Genomic DNA, 17567 nt, shown 5'->3' with positions numbered 1-17567 from the left:
ATGGCAAGCTCAGCAGCGGTCGCCGGCAAGGGTGCCGGCCCCGTAGGGCGGACGAGGAAGTCCGTCGTCAAGCAGATGTGGTTCTGGGTGCTCGTCGCGGTCGCCGCCGCGGCCCTCCTCGGGGTCGCCGCGCCGAAGGTCGCGGTGTCGCTGCAGCCCCTGGGCACCATCTTCATCAACGCGATCAAGATGATCGTCGGCCCGATTGTGTTCTGCCTCGTCGTTACGGGCGTGGGAGGGCTGACGAACCTGAAGGAGGCCGGCAGGATCGGGCTGCGCTCCCTGCTCTACTTCGAGGCCGTCTCCACGCTGGCACTGTTCATCGGTCTGCTGGCGGTGAACCTCTTCCAGCCCGGGGCGGGGCTGAACATCGACCCGTCCAAGATCCAGGTCTCCCAGACCGTCGAAGGCTACATCGGCAAGGGACAGAACAACGACTGGTGGAGCGTGCTGGTCAACATCGTCCCGACGAGCATCGTGAGCCCCTTCACCGAGGGGAACATCCTGCAGATCCTGTTCATCGGGATCCTGGTGGCCATCGCCATCCATATGGCCGGTTCCCGGGCGCGCGTGCTCGTCACGGGACTGGAGAAGGCGAACCTGGTCCTGTTCAAGGTCCTGAAGATCGTCATGTATGCCGCCCCCGTGGGCGTCTTCGGCGCGCTGACCGCCCTGGTCGGCTCAGCGGGCCTCTCGACCCTGGCCGGCCTAGGCAAGCTCATCGGCATGTACTGGGTCACCTGCATCCTGTTCGTCACCGTCGTCCTGGGCCTGATCATGCTCTCCATCGGGCTGAACCTCTTCAAGCTCCTGCGCTACCTGAAGGAGGAGATCCTCATCGTCCTGGGCACCTCCTCCTCGGAGGCCGTGCTCCCACAGGTCCTGGGCAAGCTCGAGAACCTCGGCGCCCCGCGCGACGTCGTAGGCCTGACCGTCCCCACGGGCTACTCCTTCAATCAGGACGGCACCTCGATCTACTACGCCTTCTGCGCGGTGTTCATCGCCCAGGCCACGGGCGTGCAGCTGTCCATCTGGGCCCAGCTCGGCCTCGTCGCCGTCCTCATGCTGACGTCCAAGGGCGTCGCGGCCGTCACCGGAGCGGGGTTCATCGTCCTCGCAGCCACGCTCTCGACCCTCGGCACAGTGCCGGTCGCCGGGATCATGCTCATCTTCGGCATCAACCGCTTCCTCTCCGACGGCGCCGCCCTGACCAACCTCTTCGGCAACACCGTCGCCGGGCTGGTCGTCTCAAAATGGGAAGGCAACCTCGACCTCGCCCGCGCACGGAAGGTCCTCAACCGCGAGCCCGTCGAGCCCCTGGCCGCGGCCGCCGACGTGCCCGGCCACCGCGACGCCACGGCTCCTGCCGCTGCGGGCCTCGTCGCGGAAGGAGCGAAGTGACGCCCCAAGGCAAGTCCCTCCACCTCCCCGGCGCACACGTGCCCGTCCGGCGGAACGCCGACGTGGCCGTGATCGGCGGCGGCCCCTCAGGGGTCTGCGCCGCAGTCGCCGCCGCCCGGGCCGGCGCCAGCGTCCTCCTCCTGGAGGACGCCGGATTCCTCGGCGGCACGGCCACCGGGGGCATGGTCGCCTCCTGGAATGCCTTCTACTGGCGCGACATCCGCGTCACGGGAGGCACTGCCTACGAGATCACCCAGCGGCTGGAGGCCGCCGGCGGCGGCGCCGGCTTCGAGAACTACGTCGCCGCGGAACTGACCGACAACCCGGTCCCCTTCGAGACCTTCCCCTTCGACCCCGAGATCCTCAAGCTCGTCCTCGACGAGCTCGTCCGCGAGGCCGGGATCGAGGTCATCTACCACGCGCACGCCACCGACGTCATCGCCTCCGACGGCACCGTCGAAGGGATCGTCTACGAGGGCCCCGTCCGCCGCGCCGCAATCAGGGCCGAGCGCTTCGTCGACGCCACCGGCCACGGCACCATCGCCCTGAAGGCCGGTGCCGCCCAGCTGAACAGCGGGGCCCGCCTGCAGCCCATGACACTGATGATAAGGGTCAGCGGCATACGCCGCAGCGAGCTGGAGGCGACCCCCCGAGACACCCGCCGCAGCATCGTGCAGGCCGGCATCGAGCGGGGAGACCTCTTCTACCGCACCCTTGCCGTCTCCTACAGCCCCGCCAACGGCGACGCATTCCTGCTGATGAGCACGGTCGACGGCGCCGACGGCACCGACGAGTTCTCCCTCACCACCGCAGAGCAGGAAGGGCGCCGCCAGATCAGAAGCACCCTCGAATACCTCCGGGCGAACATGCCCGGCTTCTCTCTGGCCACGCTCGTCCAGATCGCCCCCTGGATCGGGGTCCGCGAGACCCGACGCGTCTGGGGCGACTACGTCCTCACCGGCCACGACGTCCGCACCGGCGCGGAGTTCGACGACGCCATCTCCTGGGGCGGGGGACCGGTCGACATCCACGAAGGCCACACCGTCCGCCTCGCCAACCCCGAGCGGCCCTTCGCCGTTCCCTATCGGTCCCTGCTCCCCCGGGGAGTGGAGAACGTCCTCATCGCCGGCCGGGCGCTCTCGGCCGACGCCGAAGCGATGGGCGGACTGCGCCACATGGGCGGCATCATGCCTACAGGCGATGCGGCCGGCGCCGCCGCTGCCCTCTCCGCCGCGCGCGACATCACCCCCAGGGACCTCCCTGCGGACGCGTTGCGGGACCACCTCCGGAACTTCGGCGCAATCGTCGACGACCCCCTCAACGCACACGCACGGGCGGCCGCTGCTGGGCCGACCGCAGGAGGACTGCGGTGAGCACCGTCAGCGAGAGCTACCTTGTGGGCTTGATCGGCGACGAGACTGCCCGCAGCCTCACACCCGCCCTGCACGAGGAAGAGGCCCGGCACCACAGCATCGACTACCTGTACCGGCCGGTCGACCTGGGCGCGGTCGGAAGGGCCCCCGAGGACGTCGGATACCTGCTCGCCGCGGCGCGGGACCTGGGCTTCAACGCATTCAACATCACCCATCCCTGCAAGCAGCTCGTGATCCCCCACCTCGACAGCCTCAGCCCTGAGGCGGCCACACTGGACGCCGTGAACACCGTCCTGGAGCTCATCGGACACAACACCGACCGCAGCGGCTCCATCGCCGGCCTCCACGCCGAAATCCCCGACACCACCGACGACCGGGTCGTCCAGCTCGGCGCCGGCGGGGCCGGTTCGGCCGTCGCAGCCGGAATCCTTGCCTCGGGCGCTCGTTCCCTCGGCATCTTCGACACCGACCCCTCCCAGGCAGCGGACCTCGCCGACTCCCTGAAGCGTCGCTTCCCCGAACGCGAGGTCAGGCAACTCACGGCGGACACGCTGCCCCCAGCGGTTGCCGCCTGCGACGGCATCGTGAACACCACACCCGTGGGGATGCACCTGCACCCCGGGATCCCCATCGACCCAGACATGATCCGCCCCTCCCACTGGGTCGCCGACATCATCTACGTCCCCCTCGAGACCGACCTCATCGCCGCCGCCCGCGCCAAAGGATGCCGGACCCTCGACGGCGGACACATGGCCGCCGGGCAGGCCGTCGACGCATTCCGGCTGATCACCGGTCTCGAACCCGACCGCAACCGGATGAGGGCCCACTCCTCGATCTGGCCCGACGCTCCCCCATTAGGGGACCTCTCCAGACTCATCCGACGAAGACGGGCCACGCGCCCGTTCACGCAGAAGCCGTCGCTCAAGGCTGAGCATCGAAAGGGCGGACACGGCCACTAACCCAGGAGCCAGAGCCCAGCTGAGCGCCCAGAGAGCCCTGGAAAAGGCCAGCCGTTCCGGACGGCCTGCCGACAGACGCCGCAACCCAGCGCGCCTCTCAGATGCGGTGTTTCCCCGCCGGTCGCCGTTCCAAGCGCCCAAGGTTGTGGTGTGAAGCCGAGCTCGAGGACTCATGAAGTCGCCATGCCCATCAAATACCCATCGAAAACACCCGTGACCGACCGGGAATGACCCGGTAGAATACGCATGGGGGAGTCGCCCGATTCCCCGTCTGACCAGGGAAGACGCGAGTTTTCCGCAGTCTTCCGGAGGGTTCAAAAATCCTCCAAGGGGTCGCAGGTTCAAATCCTGTCAGCCCGACCAGCAGGACCTGATCTGCACCCGCAGATCAGGTCCTTTTTTGTCGTTCCGGCAAGATCCGCGGCGCGACTCGATCGCAGGATGGTGACCGTGCTTCCGCTCGCAGTCGTTCCGCGCCGACGAGGAATGAGTCGTTCGCCCCTAACAGGGCGACCGGCGCAGGCGCTGAATGTACCCGGATGGAACAAAGCGCCGTCGGAAGAAGTAGCCATGCGCCTCCCCTGTGAATCACCCGACGGCCTGCCGGGCCGCGACTAGGGTGCCCAATCGACGGGACCGGCTCAGCGCGTTCGACTCGATCTTCCTGCTGCTGGAGAGCGATACCCAGTCGCTCCACGTTGGGTCCGTGCTCACGCTGGAGGGCCCGGCGCCTAGTCCGGCACAGTTCCGCGCGCTGGTCGCCGAACGTGTGGCATCGGTCCCGATCCTCCACCGGCGCGTGCTCAGGATGCCCTTCGAGCTCGGCAGGCCCATCTGGGCCGATGCTGAGGACTTCAGGCCAGCCGATCACGTCCACCACCTCCTGCTCGAGCCAGCCGGCGCCACGCGCCGGCTGCAGGAGGCCGTGGTGCGGATCATGGGACCGCGCCTCGATCCGGAGCGGCCTCTGTGGGAGGTGTGGCAGGTCACCGGGCTCGAGGATGGCCGCTGGGCGGTGGTCGCGAAGGCACACCACACCATGGTCGACGGGCAGACAGGAATGGACCTGGTGCAGGCCCTCCTGGCCACCACGCCGGAGGAGCCGGCCTCGCCGTCGCCTCCCTCCGATCCGCTGTCCGTACCTTCGCGGTACCGGCTCGCCGGCGATCTCCTCACATGGCTCGCCCGCACGCCGCTCCGGGCGGCCCGCATGGCAGGGCGCTCGCTGCGGGCTCCCCGCCGGACCCTCCAACGCATCAGGCAAGTGCGCCTCGGGCTGGCCCAGGTCATCCGTCCGGACCTGCCGGCGTCGGTCCTCTCGGGCCCATTGAGCGCGCAGCGGTCCTGGGGCTGGGCCGAGGCCGATCTCGACGCCGTCATCAGGACGGCGAAGGATGCCGGGTGCACGGTCAACGACGTCTTCCTCGCTGCGCTCGCCGGCGCCTACCGCCGCTTCCTGCTGGATCGCGGGGAGCTGCTCGACGCGATGGTCCTCCGGGCCATCGTGCCGGTCGGGCACCGGCCTGTGGACCAGCCCGGGCCGAGGAGGAATTTGGCCTCGGCTATGTTCGTCGAACTGCCCGCCGACCTCCCTGACGCGCAGTCCAGGCTCGCCGCCGTCGCCCTGCGCACCACCGAGCAGAAATCGCGCGCGGTGGCGGACGGGACGGCGGCTGTCGTCGCGGCGGCTGACCATATCCCGGCGCCGTTGCTTGCCGGGGCCGCCAGCGTCTACGGAAGGTCACGGCAGGGCAGAGTCAACGTTGCGGCCACCAATGTCCAAGGTCCCGCAGATCCCCAGTTCCTCGCAGGCCGACGAGTCCTCGACATCATTCCGTACATTCCGGTGGCGCTGGATGTCAGAGCGACGGCGGCCATGCTTTCCTACGCGGGCCGGCTCACGATCGGGGTCACCGCGGACGCTGAGGCCCTTCCGGATGCGGACCGACTCATCGCGGCGGTCGACGCCGAATTCGGACAACTGAGCGCCAGCCGCCAGCGGCGTGTCACGAGTGAGGGGTCCGAGGGTCCCGCGCTGGCCCTCGACGGCGGTGAACAAGAGCCGCCTCCAGATCATCCAGCCCGTCCCGGAACCGCTCCGGCAGGCTCCGAGTCGCTGGATCGCTGATCCACCGTGCGACTGCGGTGCGGAACGCGGCAATCGTCGTCTCGCCGATGAGGACGGCGATGTGCTCGGCAGTGCCGCGCTCCCGCAGAGCCCCGGCGACCGCCATCGCAAGCTCGGCATGCTTGCTGAGGTCGCGTTCCCGCAACTCGGGATTCTCGGCAATGAGGCGTGCCCGCAGGGCGGCGAGGCTTGGACTCCGCTGAATGAGGGCGCATCGCTCCTCGATCGCATCGGAGGCTGCGTCTATGGGGGTTGCGTCCGTCGCGCTGCCGGCAATCGAGGCCGCAAGCTCGTGCGCTACCCCGTCCATCGCGTAGAAGAACACCTCGCGCTTATCCCCGAAGAGCCGGAAGAACGACCGTTCGTGCATCCCGGCCCGAGTAGCGATCTGCGCCCCCGTGGTCTGTTCGAAGCCCTGTTCCCCATACAGCTCAAACGCCGCCGCGGCCAGCCTGCCCCGTGGATTCTCCGCCCAACGTCCCATGGTCCGAGTCTAGGTGATGACATTGACTGCTATCAAAGGTATGCTGATAGCAGTAAATGTCATCAGGAGGTCATCATGAAGGTTTTCGTCACTGGCGCATCCGGCTGGGTCGGGTCGGCTGTGGTTCCCGAACTCGTCGCAGCAGGGCATGAGGTCACTGGCTTCGCGCGGTCGGATGCATCTGCAGCGGCTGTGGAAGCGATGGGTGCGCGGGTGCTTCGCGGGGACCTCGACGATCTCGAGGCTCTCCAGGAGGGAGCCCTGCATTCCGATGGTGTGGTCCATCTCGCGTTCCGGCATGACTTCGCCGACTTCGACGCGGCGGTCGAGTCCGATGCGCGGGCCATTGGTGCGTTGGGGCGCGCCCTCGAAGGCAGCGGGAAGCCATTAGTCGTGACCAGTGGAACTCCTGCACTCGCCGGCCAGGTCGCGACCGAGCGGGATCGGAGCTCCGGTGGACTTGCCTCGGGCCGCGAGGCGAACAGCGACGCAGCCCTCGCCTTCGCCGCACGAGGTGTGCGCCCCGTCGTCGTGCGTCTTCCGCGGTCGGTCCACGGCCAAGGCGACCACGGATTCGTTTCGCGGCTCATCGCGATCGCCGGCGAGCGCGGCGTCGCCGGCTTTGTCGGAGACGGCTCGGCGAGGTGGCCCGCCGTCCACGTCAGGGACGCGGCCCGGCTCTACCGGCTTGCGCTCGAGCAGGCGCCCGCTGGATCGGTGCTGCATGCAGTGGGCGATGAAGGCGTGTTCACTGGCGACATTGCGAGCACCATCGGGGCGAAGCTTGGCCTGCGCGTCGAGCCGGCAGCGCCCGAGACCTTCGGGTTCCTCGGAGCCCTGATGGGGCTCGACCAGCCCGCGTCATCGGAGCAGACCAGAGCGCTGCTCCCGTGGAGCCCTGTCGAGGTGGGACTCCTCGCGGACCTTGAGGCTGGACACTACTTCGGCTGAAGTCTTTGCGCCAGTGATCCGAGGACTGGTGCCTCGTGATGCAGAATCCACCCGGGCAGCGGCCTAAAGGCTGATCCGGACCTTCCGCCTGTGAAGCCACCACGCGAGGCAGGTGAGGGCGCCGAGGATCACCGCAAGTTCGAAGATGGCCAGCCATGCCGGTGCATCTGTGTACCAGAACGGGATCCCGGGCAGTACCACGAGGGCAAGCAGGACAAGATGCGTGAGGTACAGAGCGAGTGCGTTCTCCCCCCACCAGGAGAGGGCGCCTGGGTGTCGGGGAGCTGTGCGGGAGCCGAGGTCGACGGCCAGAAGCGCCAGTGCGCTGACGGCCAGCGAGATGAGGACGTAGCTCAGCGACACGCGGATCTTGCTCACCGGCGCAATGACGAGGGACGCGGTCCCCACGGCCGCGAGCGCGGCGCAGCACAGCCCGTACGGCACGAGACCCTTACGCCATACGTCCGCAACCGCGGTCGAGAGGACCAAGAGGGCCCCCCACGAGATTGAACCGAAGAGGCCACCCTGCACCGATGCAAGCGCCGAGGGCAGCATGAACGCGTCGAGCAGGAGCTGGTAGGCCACGAGGAGCACGACGCCGACGGCGAACCTCGCCGCCGTGCCGAGCCGGATGAAGGCGAGACAGATCAGCCCGGCTACACCGAGGGCCTGGAGCACTCCCCATTCGGTGGGCTGCCCCGCGACCACAGCACCGGCCGTGAGGATCGCACCGATGCCGATCAGGCTGAGGTACCGCAGCACGAAATGGCGATACGCCGGCGTCGTGCTCGCCCGGCTCCGCCGGTCGAACGAGGGCCCGAAATTCACTCCTATCGCGAAGACGAAGCACGGCGCGACCAGATCGGCGACGGTCAGTCCGATATCCGGCGCGTGCTTGAGGAATGCGGGCACGAAGTGCACCTCGCTCGCGAAGTTGCCGGCAACCATGAGGACCACCAGGCCGCCGCGGAGCCGGTCGATCCGGACGTCCCGGGGCGGCGTCGTGCCTTCTGGGGACTCCGCGGGGCCCCCGGACGTGGTTCCCCGCGACATCGACCGCATGAAGCCGAGGTTACTCGGCGGCGACACGCCGGGGGAGTGACGACGCGCCCCGGAATAACATGCAGATGCATGCAGTTGACGCGGAGGTGAAAGCCTTTGGATTCCTCTCTTTCGGACACTACGCCCCGATGCGCGGCTCGCAGACCGGCACGGCGGCGGAGATGATCCGCCAGGCGATCGACCTCGGAGTGGGCGCCGACGAGCTCGGCGTCAACGGCGCCTACTTCCGCGTGCACCACTTCGCACCGCAGCAGGCTTCCCCCGTGCCGTTGCTCTCGGCCATCGCTGCCAAGACGCAACGCATCGAGGTCGGTACGGGCGTGATCGACATGCGCTATGAGAATCCCCTGTATCTTGCCGAGGAACTGGCCGCGCTCGACATCATCAGCGCCGGACGCATCGCGATCGGCGTGAGCCGCGGCTCGCCGGAGCCCGCCCTCCGCGGCTACGAATCCTTCGGCTACACCGGCTCGACCGACCCGCGTGGAGGGGATCTCGCCCGCGAGAAGTTCGCGCTGTTCCTCAAGGCGATCGACGGCGAAGGAATCGCCCCCGCGGACCCGCGCCAGGCCCCGGCCGGGACGCTGCTGCCGATCGAGCCCTCCTCGCCCGGCCTGCGTGACCGGATCTGGTGGGGGAGCGGTACCCGCGCCACGGCCGAGTGGACCGCGCAGCTCGGCCTGAACCTCATGAGCTCGACGCTCCTCACGGAAGCAACCGGCGTCCCCTTCCACGAGCTCCAGAGCGAGCAGATCGAGGCGTACCGCACCGCGTACAAGGCCGCGGGCCACACCCGCCCACCGCGGGTCTCGGTGAGCCGCAGCATCTTCCCGATCATGAACTCGAAGGACGCGATGTACTTCGGTGTGCGGGACGGCGGGGACCAGATCGGCATCATCGACGGGTTGCAGTCCACGTTCGGCAAGACCTACGCCGCCGAACCGGACGAGCTCGTCGAGCAGCTCAAGGGCGACTCAGCCGTCATGGCCGCGGACACCGTGATGCTCACTATCCCGAACCAGCTCGGCGCCGAGTACAACCTCCACATCCTGGAGGCCTTCGCGAAGCACGTCGCCCCCGAGCTGGGCTGGAAGCCGAACACCGACGGCCCCGTCCAAGGCGACCCGATCGACTGACAGGTGGCGCACGACGGCGCGGCCCCGGCTCGCGCCGTCGGCCTCCGTCCTCGCCACTCGCCTCGGCACCTACTAGCGTGGCCGCATGGCCGCCGACCTGCCCGAGAGGCTCGTCTACGCGGGCTTCTCCCTCGGCGCCGTGCCTGCCCAGAAGCTCGCTCAGACACGTCCGGGGGCGGCCGGCGCTGCGGTACTACTCGTGCGTGCCCCTCGAGGCGTTCGGCGGCGTCTGGCCCGAGGGCGTTCCCGTCCAGATCCATGCGATGGATACGGACCCGTGCTTCGTGGGCGAGGGCGACGTCGACGCTGCCCGCGAGGTCGCCGCGCACGCCGAGGACGCCGAGCTCTTCCTCTACCCGGGTGATCAGCACTACTTCGCGGACAGCGCGCTTCCGAGCTACCGTCCCGAAGCCGCTGCCCTGCTCAGGGCGCGGACCCTGGAATTTCTCGCGACGGTCTGACCGCGCTCCCGACCGTGACGAGCGCAGTGAGGGCGAGCATCTCGAGTCCGGTCCACACGAGCATGCCGCCCCAAAGCTCTGGAGAGAACGTGAGTGCGCCGTCCCTGAGGGCGACAGCCCCGAAATAGGGTCCCCAGAAGACTACCGGCGCGATGGCCAGCGCCGTCAGGAGCCGACCGGGCCGCTCTGGGCGGGGCCGCGCCGTGGCCCACACGACGCCCACGAGCAGCCCGCCGACGGCTGCGGCGCCTACGAGCCACCCGTCGCGGAACGCCATCATCGCCTGGAGCGCCACCGACGGCACAGCAGCAAGGACCGCGGCGAGCCATGCGCGGACACGCCACCGAACGGACAGGAGTAGGAGCGGAACGAAGAGCGTCGCGGTGGAGACGAGGAACGATCCGAACGCCACGATGATGCTCGACGACGGCGCGGAGGACGCCACGTGCTGTCCTCCGCTGGTCCCGCCGTACGTCTGCACGAGTCCATGCCGCGCATACACGGCGAACTCCTGCAGGATGAACGCCCCGACCATTCCACAGAGCATCGCACTCACGACGGCGGGCACCAGCCTCGCTCGCGAGCGTGCCTCCGGGCTGTGGGCAGCGGCAGCGAACGGTGCGCCGAGGATCAGGAAGCCGCCGGCCGCAAGCCCAAGGTGCGATGGGCTGAACAGCGCCTTGATGTCCTGTTCGATCCCGAAGACGGTGTGCCACGTGAAGTCGGCTGCCCCGGAGACAAGGAAGAGCACGACGCCCGCTGCGGCGGCGCCGTATCCGGCGGGGACGGCGCCGCGCCAGGGTGCGCCGGGGACGCGGCGCCGCCACACGAGCAGGCCGATCCACACGGCGCACGCGGCGAAGCCGGAGTATAGGACGGCGTGCCATGGCGTGAAGAACGTCTCGAGGTCATGCAGGTTGTTGTGGGCCCAGCCGTCGATGTACGTCCCGGTGAGGAGCCAGACGCCTGCGGCCAGCGTGATGACGTCCTCGGCCGCGCTCGTCGGCCGGTGCGCGGCAGGCCGCCCGGCCACGATCGGAACTGGAATGATGCCCATGCGTCTACGGTAGGTCCCAGCACCGTCGAGAGGAACGGGGCCAGCGTGGGTGGTTCCCGGCCTCGTCTCAGAGGTCCTCGAGGAGGCCGCAGGCGACCTCGTCGGCGGACGGCATCGCAGCGATGTCTTCGGCGACAGAGCGGGCCGCCGCTCGGACGGTCCCATCCTGGAGCAGCCTGCCCACGGTCTCGGCGATCCCGTCGGGGCTGGCCGCGAGGGCATCGGGCCCTCGCGCCGATGCCGGCCTCCGCAACTGCGGTGGCGTTGACAAACTGGTCCGCACCCTCAGGCAGCACGAGCTGAGGGATGCCGTGCTGTGCGGCGGCGAGCACGGTCCCTGCGCCGCTATGGTGCACGATCGCGTCCACGGTCGGCAGCAGAAGCGCCTGCGGGACGTACCTGTGCAGGGTCTTGAGCGAAGAGAGTTCCTCAGGAAACGCGACCGCGTCGGCACCGGAAGGCGACCGAGAAACGGAGGCCCCCACGGCGACATGGACGTCGGCGCCCGCCCGTGCGAGCGCCTCGGCAAGCGGCAGGAGCGTGTACAGGTGGCCGTATGCGGCCGCCGCGGCAAGAGCGATCCTCGGCCGGTCGGCCGACCTGCTGCCAGGAACCCGTCCCTGCCTGCTAACGCGTCCATCATGACAGAGGTCACAGCGCTATTGACGGCAGAGGAATACAGTGATCTGCGGCACGTGCAGAGCAGCCCGTGCGGAGAGGGATCAGGTGCACGAGCGAATCCGCCACGAGGGCATGCTGCAGAAGAGGATGAGCGCCGGCGAGGCCGCCGCTCTCATCCGGCCGGGGATGACGGTGGCCATGAGCGGCTTTACGGGGGCCGGGTATCCGAAGGCGGTGCCAGAGGCCCTCGCCGCGCAGATGGAGGCCGCCCACGCAGCGGGGGAGGACTTCAAGATCAAGGTCCTCACCGGGGCCTCGACCGCACCGGAACTCGACGGCGTCCTCGCCCGGGCCGACGGTATGGAGCTTCGCCTGCCCTACATGTCAGACCCGGCGCTGCGGAAGCGGATCAACGACGGCGAGCTCGACTACATGGATATCCACCTGAGCCATGTCGCCCAGCACACCTGGTTCGGCTTCTACGGGGACGTGGACGTTGCCGTCGTCGAGGTCGTGGGGATCCTCGAGGACGGCCGTCTCATTCCGTCCTCGTCCGTCGGCAACAACAAGACGTGGCTCGACATGGCGGGGAAGGTCATCCTCGAGGTGAACTCGCGCCAGCCCGCGGCCATGGAGGGCATGCACGATGTCTACTACGGCACCGCCCTCCCCCCGAACCGCAAGCCGGTGCCCATCCTGACTCCGAGCGACAGGATCGGCGAGCCCTACCTGCGTGTCGACCCCGAAAAGGTGGTCGCCGTCGTCGAGACGGACGCGCCCGACCGGCTCTCCGGATTCAGCGCCCCCGACGAGGCCTCGAAGGCCATTGCGGGCCATCTGCTCGAGTTCCTCGACCACGAGATCCGCCGCGGCCGGCTCAACGACCGGCTCCTGCCGCTCCAGTCCGGCGTCGGGAACATCGCCAATGCAGTCCTCGCGGGGCTCGCCGAGGGCGGGTACAAGGGCCTCACCGCCTACACGGAGGTCATCCAGGACGGAATGCTGCACCTGATCAAGGACGGCACGATCGGGTTTGCCTCCGCGACGTCGTTCTCGCTCAGTGAGGCGGGGGTCGAGGAGTTCACCGAGAACGTCGACTACTACCGCGAGCGCATCCTCCTGCGCACCCAGGAGATCTCGAACCACCCCGAGGTGGTCCGCCGGCTCGGATGCATCGCGCTGAACGGGATGATCGAGGCCGACATCTACGGCAACGTCAATTCGACCCACGTGGCCGGGACGAGCGTCATGAACGGGATCGGCGGCTCCGGCGACTTCGCCCGCAATGGGTTCCTGAGCGTCTTCATGTCCCCGTCCGTGGCCAAGGGCGGCAGAATCTCGGCCATCGTTCCGATGGCGAGCCATGTGGACCACACGGAGCACGACACGATGGTGCTCGTCACCGAGCAGGGCATCGCGGACCTGCGCGGCCTCGCGCCGAAGCAGCGGGCCCGCACCATCATCGCGAACTGCGCCCACCCCTCGTACCGGTCGGCTCTGACGGACTACTTCGACCGGGCACTGCGCGACAGCTACGGCAAGCACACCCCGCACCTGCTGGGGGAGGCACTCTCGTGGCATGAGCGCTTCGTGCAGACTGGCGACATGCGACCGGCGTCGTGACTACTTGAGGAACTTGGACGTGCGGCGGTCCGCGAGGGGCTTGCCGCCCGTCTGGCACGTCGGGCAGTACTGCAGTGCGCTGTCCGCGAACGAGACTTCGAGGATCGTGTCCCCGCACACCGGGCAGGGCTCGCCGGCTCGCCGGTGCACACGCATCGTGGCCCGCTTCTCGTCCTTGAGCTCGTCCGCGGGCAGGCCCATCGCGTGGCCCACGGCGTCCGCGAGCACGGTTCGCATCGCCTCGTAGAGCCTCTCAGCTGCGGTGCTGTCAAGCGTCGACGCGATCGCGAAGGGCGAGATCTTCGCGGCGTGGAGGATTTCGTCGCTGTAGGCGTTGCCGATCCCGGCGATGAGCTTCTGGTCCCTGAGGAGCCCCTTGATCTGCTTCTTGTGTGCCAGCACCTTCCGGAACGCCTCGAGCGTGAACGAGTCCTCAAGAGGCTCGGGGCCGAGGTCGGCGATGCCCGGAACGTCCTCGAGCCGCCTCACAATGTGCACCGCGAGCCGCTTCCACGTGCCGGCCTCCGTGAGCTCGATGCCGCTCTCCTCGCCGTTGCGCACCAACCCGAACCGGGCCGCGATGTAGCCCCGCCCGCGCGGCACCTTCGGCTCGGGCAGATGGTCGAGCACGCGCACCCACCCGCCCAGTGAGAGATGCACGACGACGGCGAGCGGGCCGCCGTCGTCGGCCTCGCCTCGCGCCGTGCCCTCCGCCGGGGCAGTCAGGAGGACGATGTACTTGCCGCGGCGGCCCACGCCCTCGACCTGCCGACCGACGAGTGCGGTGTAGGGCGGGTCGGCCGTCTTGAGCGCGTTGATCGCACCGATCTGGACGGACACGATGCGGGCCCCCGCCAGCCGCGCATCGAGATATGCGGCCAAGGCTGTCACCTCGGGGAGTTCCGGCATTGGACCCCTCCTGACTGGATCGACGTCTCCCGGCACCATGGTGTCAGGAAATGACCCGCTGCGCGGGCAAATCCCCGGGGAGCCTATGCCTATACTTTCAGCGACACCGCACCTTCAGAAAGGCGAGCCCCCCATGAGCAACGTTCCTTCGGAGCTGTCCTACACCGCCGAGCATGAGTGGATCTCGATGGAGCCTGGCGATGGAGTGGTGCGCATCGGCATCACCGATTTCGCCCAGGACGCCCTCGGCGACGTGGTCTACGTCCAGATGCCCGAGGTCGGCACCGAGGTGACCTCGAACGCCGTGGTGGGGGAGGTCGAGTCCACCAAGAGCGTGAGCGACATCTACGCTCCGGTGTCCGGCAAGGTGGTGGCCCGCAATGAGTCCCTCGACACGGATCCGGCGCTCGTCAATTCCGATCCGTACGGCGAAGGGTGGCTCATTGAGGTGCAGCTCTCCGACGGATCTGAGACGGACAGCCTGCTCAGTGCCGCCCAGTACGAGCAGCAGGTAGGGTAGAAGCCTGAGTCCGGGACTTATCGGGAGGAACTGATGGTGAGCGACGAGCGCCAGGACAGCAGCGCCGGGGAGGTCACCCAGCGCCAGGAATCGGCGTCGGAGACCACATCGATCCAGATGCCGCCGATGCAGGCTGGGTCGACGATGGCGCCTGCACTGAGCTCTGACGAGGCCGGGGCCGTGGCGGCGCTGCCCAGCGGGTCCGCGCTTCTCGTTGCCCATTCCGGACCCAACGCGGGTGCGCGGTTCCTCCTCGACTCCGAGGTGACAACCGCGGGCCGGCATCCGGACGCGGACATCTTCCTCGACGACGTGACGGTATCGCGGCGCCATGCCGAGTTCCGCCGGTCGGGCCGCGGGTACGAGGTAGTGGACAAGGGCAGCCTCAACGGGACCTACGTCAACCACGACCGTGTAGACCGGGCAGCCCTCCGCAACGGCTCGGAAGTGCAGATCGGCAAGTTCAGGCTCACGTTCTACATGAGCCCTGCACAGAGCCCGGTGCGGCCCGCCGCCTGAAGGGGGCGGATGCATGGCAGCAGCCCAGCCTGAGCGCAGGGGGGCCCCGGCCCTCAACATCGGCGATGTCCTGGCCACTCTGGCGGAGGATTTCCCGTCGATGACGGCGTCCAAGATCCGCTTCCTCGAGGAGAAGGGCCTCATCGCCCCGAACCGCACGCCCTCCGGGTACCGCCAGTACAGCCAGGGCGATGTTGAGCGGCTGCGGTTCGTGCTCGCCCTCCAGCGCGACCAGTACCTTCCGCTCAAAGTCATCAAGGACTACCTCGACGCGATCGATCGCGGGGAACGGCCCGAGAGCCTCCCGGGCGGGTTGAGCATCGCGCCGCGTGCCGTCTCGGACGGGCTCGGCGCCCTGCCGGGCGGCATGCGGCCGCGGGCGCTGAGCGAGGCCCAGCTGCGGGCCGAGTCCGGAGCCAGTGCCGCCCTCTTCGAGGCGATGCTCAGCTTCGGACTGATCAGCGCCGAGAACGGACGATTCGACGAGCACGCCCTCACCGTTGCCCGTTCCTGCGTGGCGCTGGCAGACCACGGCCTTGAACCCCGCCACCTGCGCCCGTTCCAGACCGCGGCGGAACGTGAAGTCGGCCTCATCGAGCAGGCAGTCGCCCCGAGTGCCTCGCGGCGGGACTCCGTGTCCCGTGCGCGCGCCGCCGAGGAGGCCCGTGAGCTCAGCGACCTTTTCCTGACCCTGCACCGTGCTCTGGTCCACGGGCTGATCTCGAGGATGGATGGCTGATGATCGAGGTAGAAGTCGTGGGCGTGCGGATCGAACTGCCTTCCAACCAGCCCCTCGTCCTCCTCAAGGAGGCGCACGGCGAGCGGCACCTGCCGATCTGGATCGGCACCGCAGAGGCGAGCGCGATCGCCCTCGCCCAGCAGCACGTGGTCCCGCCGAGGCCGCTCACCCATGACCTCCTGGTCAGCGTGGTCCACAGCCTTGGCCGCCAGATCGTGAGCGCCACGATTGTGTCCGTCGAGGACAGTGTGTTCTACGCGCAGCTCGGTTTCGATGACGGGACCACGGTCGAGTCTCGGGCCTCCGACGCGCTTGCGGTGGCACTCAGGGTCAACTGCCGGATCTGGTGCGCAGACGCGGTCCTGGAGGAGGCCGGCGTGCAGCTTGCCGAGGGGAGCGACAGCACCGAAGAGGGCGGCGAGCCCGCGGATGAGGAGAGCGAGATGCGGCGGTTCCGCGAGTTCCTCGCCGATGTCGAGCCGGAGGACTTCGACGAATAGGCGCTCGGGCGCGGGCTTCACGCCGCGATGGGAATCCGACACGCCCCCGCCGAGCGGCGGAGGTCTTTGATTTCGTCTCGCCACGGTTCTAACGTCGGTAGAGACAAGCTCCCATTGCTTCCCCGAGACGTACAGGCGACACTGGAGAGTGCACCCCCGCTGTAATTACACCAAGGTGCGCCTCGAGGTCCCTCTCGGGGTGCGATGCCCCCAGGGGAGCGGTGAAGGAGGGTTTTGTGAATCCCACGCGAGAGCACGGTGAGCTCAGGCACACGTCCGGTACAGGCGCCGAGGTGCCCGCCGGCACCCAAGGTCTTCTCTTCGACGACGACCTCCCAGAACTTGACGAGGAGGCGGGCTACCGCGGTCCGACGGCCTGCAAGGCTGCCGGGATCACGTACCGACAGCTCGACTACTGGGCTCGTACGGGACTCGTCGAGCCCACCGTCCGTGGGGCCGCAGGCAGCGGTTCCCAGCGCCTGTACGGCTTCCGTGACATCCTCGTGCTCAAGGTCGTCAAGCGTCTCCTCGACACGGGTGTCTCCCTCCAGCAGATCCGCAGCGCCGTGGGTCACCTCCGCGAGCGCGGTGTGGAGGACCTCGCCCAGATCACGCTCATGAGCGATGGCGCCTCGGTGTACGAATGCACGTCCGCCGACGAGGTCATCGATCTCGTGCAGGGCGGCCAGGGTGTATTCGGCATCGCGGTTGGCCGCGTGTGGCGTGAGGTCGAGGGGAGCCTAGCGGAGCTGCCGAGTGAGCACGCCGCGGACCAGACGTTTCCCGGTGATGAACTGAGCAAGCGTCGCGCGGCACGCAAGACGGGCTGACGCGCCGGACGCTGAAGCCCCGATCCACCCGTCGTCCTCCAGGACGCACGACGTCGAGGGGGGGGGGGCCCCCCCCCGGGGCCCCCCCCCCCCCGAGGGGGGCCGCCGCCCCGGCTCCCCCCCCACCCCAAGAGTCCTCGCGTACCCCCCCACCGGCCGCCCACCCCTCGACGTCGTGCGCGGCACGCTGACGGAAAGGTGCTCGATGGCGGAGAAGGGCTCGATGACGCAGCAGCGCGCGTTGGCCGAGGACAGGCGAACTTGGGGCGAGCCGGGCCGGGAGGCGAGGAAGCG

General features: G+C 68.7%; 17 protein-coding genes and 2 pseudogenes. 13 read left to right on the top strand and 6 right to left on the bottom strand.

Features of this window, described 5'->3' with window-relative positions:
• The 4 genes and pseudogenes from RBS60_RS06185 to RBS60_RS06170 all read left to right on the top strand — a co-directional run.
• Entirely contained in the window at positions 1–1401 is a 1401-nt protein-coding gene (locus RBS60_RS06185) for a cation:dicarboxylate symporter family transporter (protein ID WP_307956648.1), read from the top strand.
• Positions 1398–2774 (top strand): FAD-dependent oxidoreductase, encoded by a 1377-nt coding sequence (locus RBS60_RS06180; RefSeq protein ID WP_307956647.1) that lies wholly within the window; start codon positions 1398–1400, stop codon positions 2772–2774. The genes RBS60_RS06185 and RBS60_RS06180 overlap by 4 nt, the downstream gene beginning before the upstream one ends.
• Positions 2771–3733 (top strand): shikimate dehydrogenase, encoded by a 963-nt coding sequence (locus RBS60_RS06175; protein WP_307956646.1) that lies wholly within the window; start codon positions 2771–2773, stop codon positions 3731–3733. The genes RBS60_RS06180 and RBS60_RS06175 overlap by 4 nt, the downstream gene beginning before the upstream one ends.
• Positions 3734–4316: 583 nt before the next feature.
• Positions 4317–5711: pseudogene (locus tag RBS60_RS06170) on the top strand (wax ester/triacylglycerol synthase family O-acyltransferase); the annotation flags it as partial.
• 28 nt (positions 5712–5739) lie between these two features.
• Here the strand turns inward: RBS60_RS06170 and RBS60_RS06165 are convergent.
• Entirely contained in the window at positions 5740–6345 is a 606-nt protein-coding gene (locus RBS60_RS06165; protein ID WP_307956645.1) for a TetR/AcrR family transcriptional regulator, read from the bottom strand.
• 75 nt (positions 6346–6420) lie between these two features.
• On the opposite strand from RBS60_RS06165, the gene RBS60_RS06160 reads away from it, so the two are divergent.
• Positions 6421–7296 (top strand): SDR family oxidoreductase, encoded by an 876-nt coding sequence (locus tag RBS60_RS06160; RefSeq protein ID WP_307956644.1) that lies wholly within the window; start codon positions 6421–6423, stop codon positions 7294–7296.
• Between the two features lie 63 nt (positions 7297–7359).
• Here the strand turns inward: RBS60_RS06160 and RBS60_RS06155 are convergent, their stop codons facing one another.
• Positions 7360–8358, bottom strand: a complete 999-nt coding sequence (locus RBS60_RS06155; protein WP_307956643.1) for a heparan-alpha-glucosaminide N-acetyltransferase domain-containing protein — start codon at positions 8356–8358, stop codon at positions 7360–7362.
• 86 nt (positions 8359–8444) lie between these two features.
• On the opposite strand from RBS60_RS06155, the gene RBS60_RS06150 reads away from it, so the two are divergent.
• Together RBS60_RS06150 and RBS60_RS06145 are read left to right on the top strand one after the other, a co-directional pair.
• A complete protein-coding gene (locus RBS60_RS06150) occupies positions 8445–9494 on the top strand; it encodes an LLM class flavin-dependent oxidoreductase (protein ID WP_307956741.1) in 1050 nt (349 codons plus the stop codon).
• Between the two features lie 203 nt (positions 9495–9697).
• A complete protein-coding gene (locus RBS60_RS06145; protein ID WP_307956642.1) occupies positions 9698–9955 on the top strand; it encodes a dienelactone hydrolase family protein in 258 nt (85 codons plus the stop codon).
• On the opposite strand, the gene RBS60_RS06140 is transcribed toward RBS60_RS06145, so the two are convergent.
• The 3 genes and pseudogenes from RBS60_RS06140 to RBS60_RS19620 form a co-directional block, all read right to left on the bottom strand.
• Positions 9918–11012: a hypothetical protein gene (locus RBS60_RS06140; RefSeq protein ID WP_307956641.1), complete on the bottom strand. Its 1095-nt coding sequence runs from the start codon at positions 11010–11012 to the stop codon at positions 9918–9920. The two genes, RBS60_RS06145 and RBS60_RS06140, sit on opposite strands and share 38 nt — an antisense overlap.
• A gap of 67 nt (positions 11013–11079) precedes the next feature.
• Entirely contained in the window at positions 11080–11283 is a 204-nt protein-coding gene (locus RBS60_RS06135) for a hypothetical protein (RefSeq protein WP_307956640.1), read from the bottom strand.
• A 7-nt stretch (positions 11284–11290) separates the two neighbouring features.
• Positions 11291–11497, bottom strand: a pseudogene (locus RBS60_RS19620) (glycosyltransferase); the annotation flags it as partial.
• Positions 11498–11738: 241 nt separating this feature from the next.
• On the opposite strand from RBS60_RS19620, the gene RBS60_RS06130 reads away from it, so the two are divergent.
• Positions 11739–13256 carry an acetyl-CoA hydrolase/transferase family protein gene (locus RBS60_RS06130; RefSeq protein WP_307956639.1) on the top strand — a complete coding sequence of 506 codons (1518 nt, stop codon included), beginning with the start codon at positions 11739–11741 and terminating at the stop codon, positions 13254–13256.
• Here the strand turns inward: RBS60_RS06130 and RBS60_RS06125 are convergent, their stop codons facing one another.
• Positions 13257–14165, bottom strand: a complete 909-nt coding sequence (locus RBS60_RS06125; RefSeq protein ID WP_307956638.1) for a DNA-formamidopyrimidine glycosylase family protein — start codon at positions 14163–14165, stop codon at positions 13257–13259. It abuts the gene before it with no gap.
• Between the two features lie 133 nt (positions 14166–14298).
• Between RBS60_RS06125 and gcvH the strand changes: the two genes are divergently transcribed.
• From gcvH to RBS60_RS06100, 5 genes are all read left to right on the top strand, one after another.
• The gene (gene gcvH / locus RBS60_RS06120) at positions 14299–14685 is read left to right on the top strand and encodes a glycine cleavage system protein GcvH (protein ID WP_307956637.1); all 387 of its coding nucleotides are present in this window, start codon (positions 14299–14301) and stop codon (positions 14683–14685) included.
• 33 nt (positions 14686–14718) lie between these two features.
• Positions 14719–15204 (top strand): FHA domain-containing protein, encoded by a 486-nt coding sequence (locus RBS60_RS06115; protein ID WP_307956636.1) that lies wholly within the window; start codon positions 14719–14721, stop codon positions 15202–15204.
• A 13-nt stretch (positions 15205–15217) separates the two neighbouring features.
• Positions 15218–15943 (top strand): MerR family transcriptional regulator, encoded by a 726-nt coding sequence (locus tag RBS60_RS06110; RefSeq protein ID WP_307956635.1) that lies wholly within the window; start codon positions 15218–15220, stop codon positions 15941–15943.
• Entirely contained in the window at positions 15943–16443 is a 501-nt protein-coding gene (locus tag RBS60_RS06105; RefSeq protein WP_307956634.1) for a bifunctional nuclease family protein, read from the top strand. Before RBS60_RS06110 ends, RBS60_RS06105 begins: the two co-directional genes overlap by 1 nt.
• 236 nt (positions 16444–16679) lie before the next feature.
• The gene (locus RBS60_RS06100; RefSeq protein ID WP_307956633.1) at positions 16680–17273 is read left to right on the top strand and encodes a MerR family transcriptional regulator; all 594 of its coding nucleotides are present in this window, start codon (positions 16680–16682) and stop codon (positions 17271–17273) included.
• Positions 17274–17567: the final 294 nt, after the last annotated feature.

This window comes from Sinomonas sp. ASV486 (genome assembly GCF_030908215.1).
Classification (GTDB): domain Bacteria; phylum Actinomycetota; class Actinomycetes; order Actinomycetales; family Micrococcaceae; genus Sinomonas; species Sinomonas puerhi.
Note: the sequence above shows the minus strand (reverse complement) of the source record. Positions and strands in the feature narration are given on the sequence as shown.

Bases quoted from the DNA above. Each gene is read 5' to 3' on its own strand.
- RBS60_RS06185 (WP_307956648.1), top strand. From the start codon at position 1: ATGGCAAGCTCAGCAGCGGTCGCCGGCAAGGGTGCCGGCCCCGTAGGG.
- RBS60_RS06165 (WP_307956645.1), bottom strand. From the start codon at position 6,345: ATGGGACGTTGGGCGGAGAATCCACGGGGCAGGCTGGCCGCGGCGGCG.
- RBS60_RS06160 (WP_307956644.1), top strand. From the start codon at position 6,421: ATGAAGGTTTTCGTCACTGGCGCATCCGGCTGGGTCGGGTCGGCTGTG.
- RBS60_RS06155 (WP_307956643.1), bottom strand. From the start codon at position 8,358: ATGCGGTCGATGTCGCGGGGAACCACGTCCGGGGGCCCCGCGGAGTCC.
- RBS60_RS06140 (WP_307956641.1), bottom strand. From the start codon at position 11,012: ATGGGCATCATTCCAGTTCCGATCGTGGCCGGGCGGCCTGCCGCGCAC.
- RBS60_RS06125 (WP_307956638.1), bottom strand. From the start codon at position 14,165: ATGCCGGAACTCCCCGAGGTGACAGCCTTGGCCGCATATCTCGATGCG.
- gcvH (WP_307956637.1), top strand. From the start codon at position 14,299: ATGAGCAACGTTCCTTCGGAGCTGTCCTACACCGCCGAGCATGAGTGG.
- RBS60_RS06115 (WP_307956636.1), top strand. From the start codon at position 14,719: ATGGTGAGCGACGAGCGCCAGGACAGCAGCGCCGGGGAGGTCACCCAG.
- RBS60_RS06110 (WP_307956635.1), top strand. From the start codon at position 15,218: ATGGCAGCAGCCCAGCCTGAGCGCAGGGGGGCCCCGGCCCTCAACATC.
- RBS60_RS06105 (WP_307956634.1), top strand. From the start codon at position 15,943: ATGATCGAGGTAGAAGTCGTGGGCGTGCGGATCGAACTGCCTTCCAAC.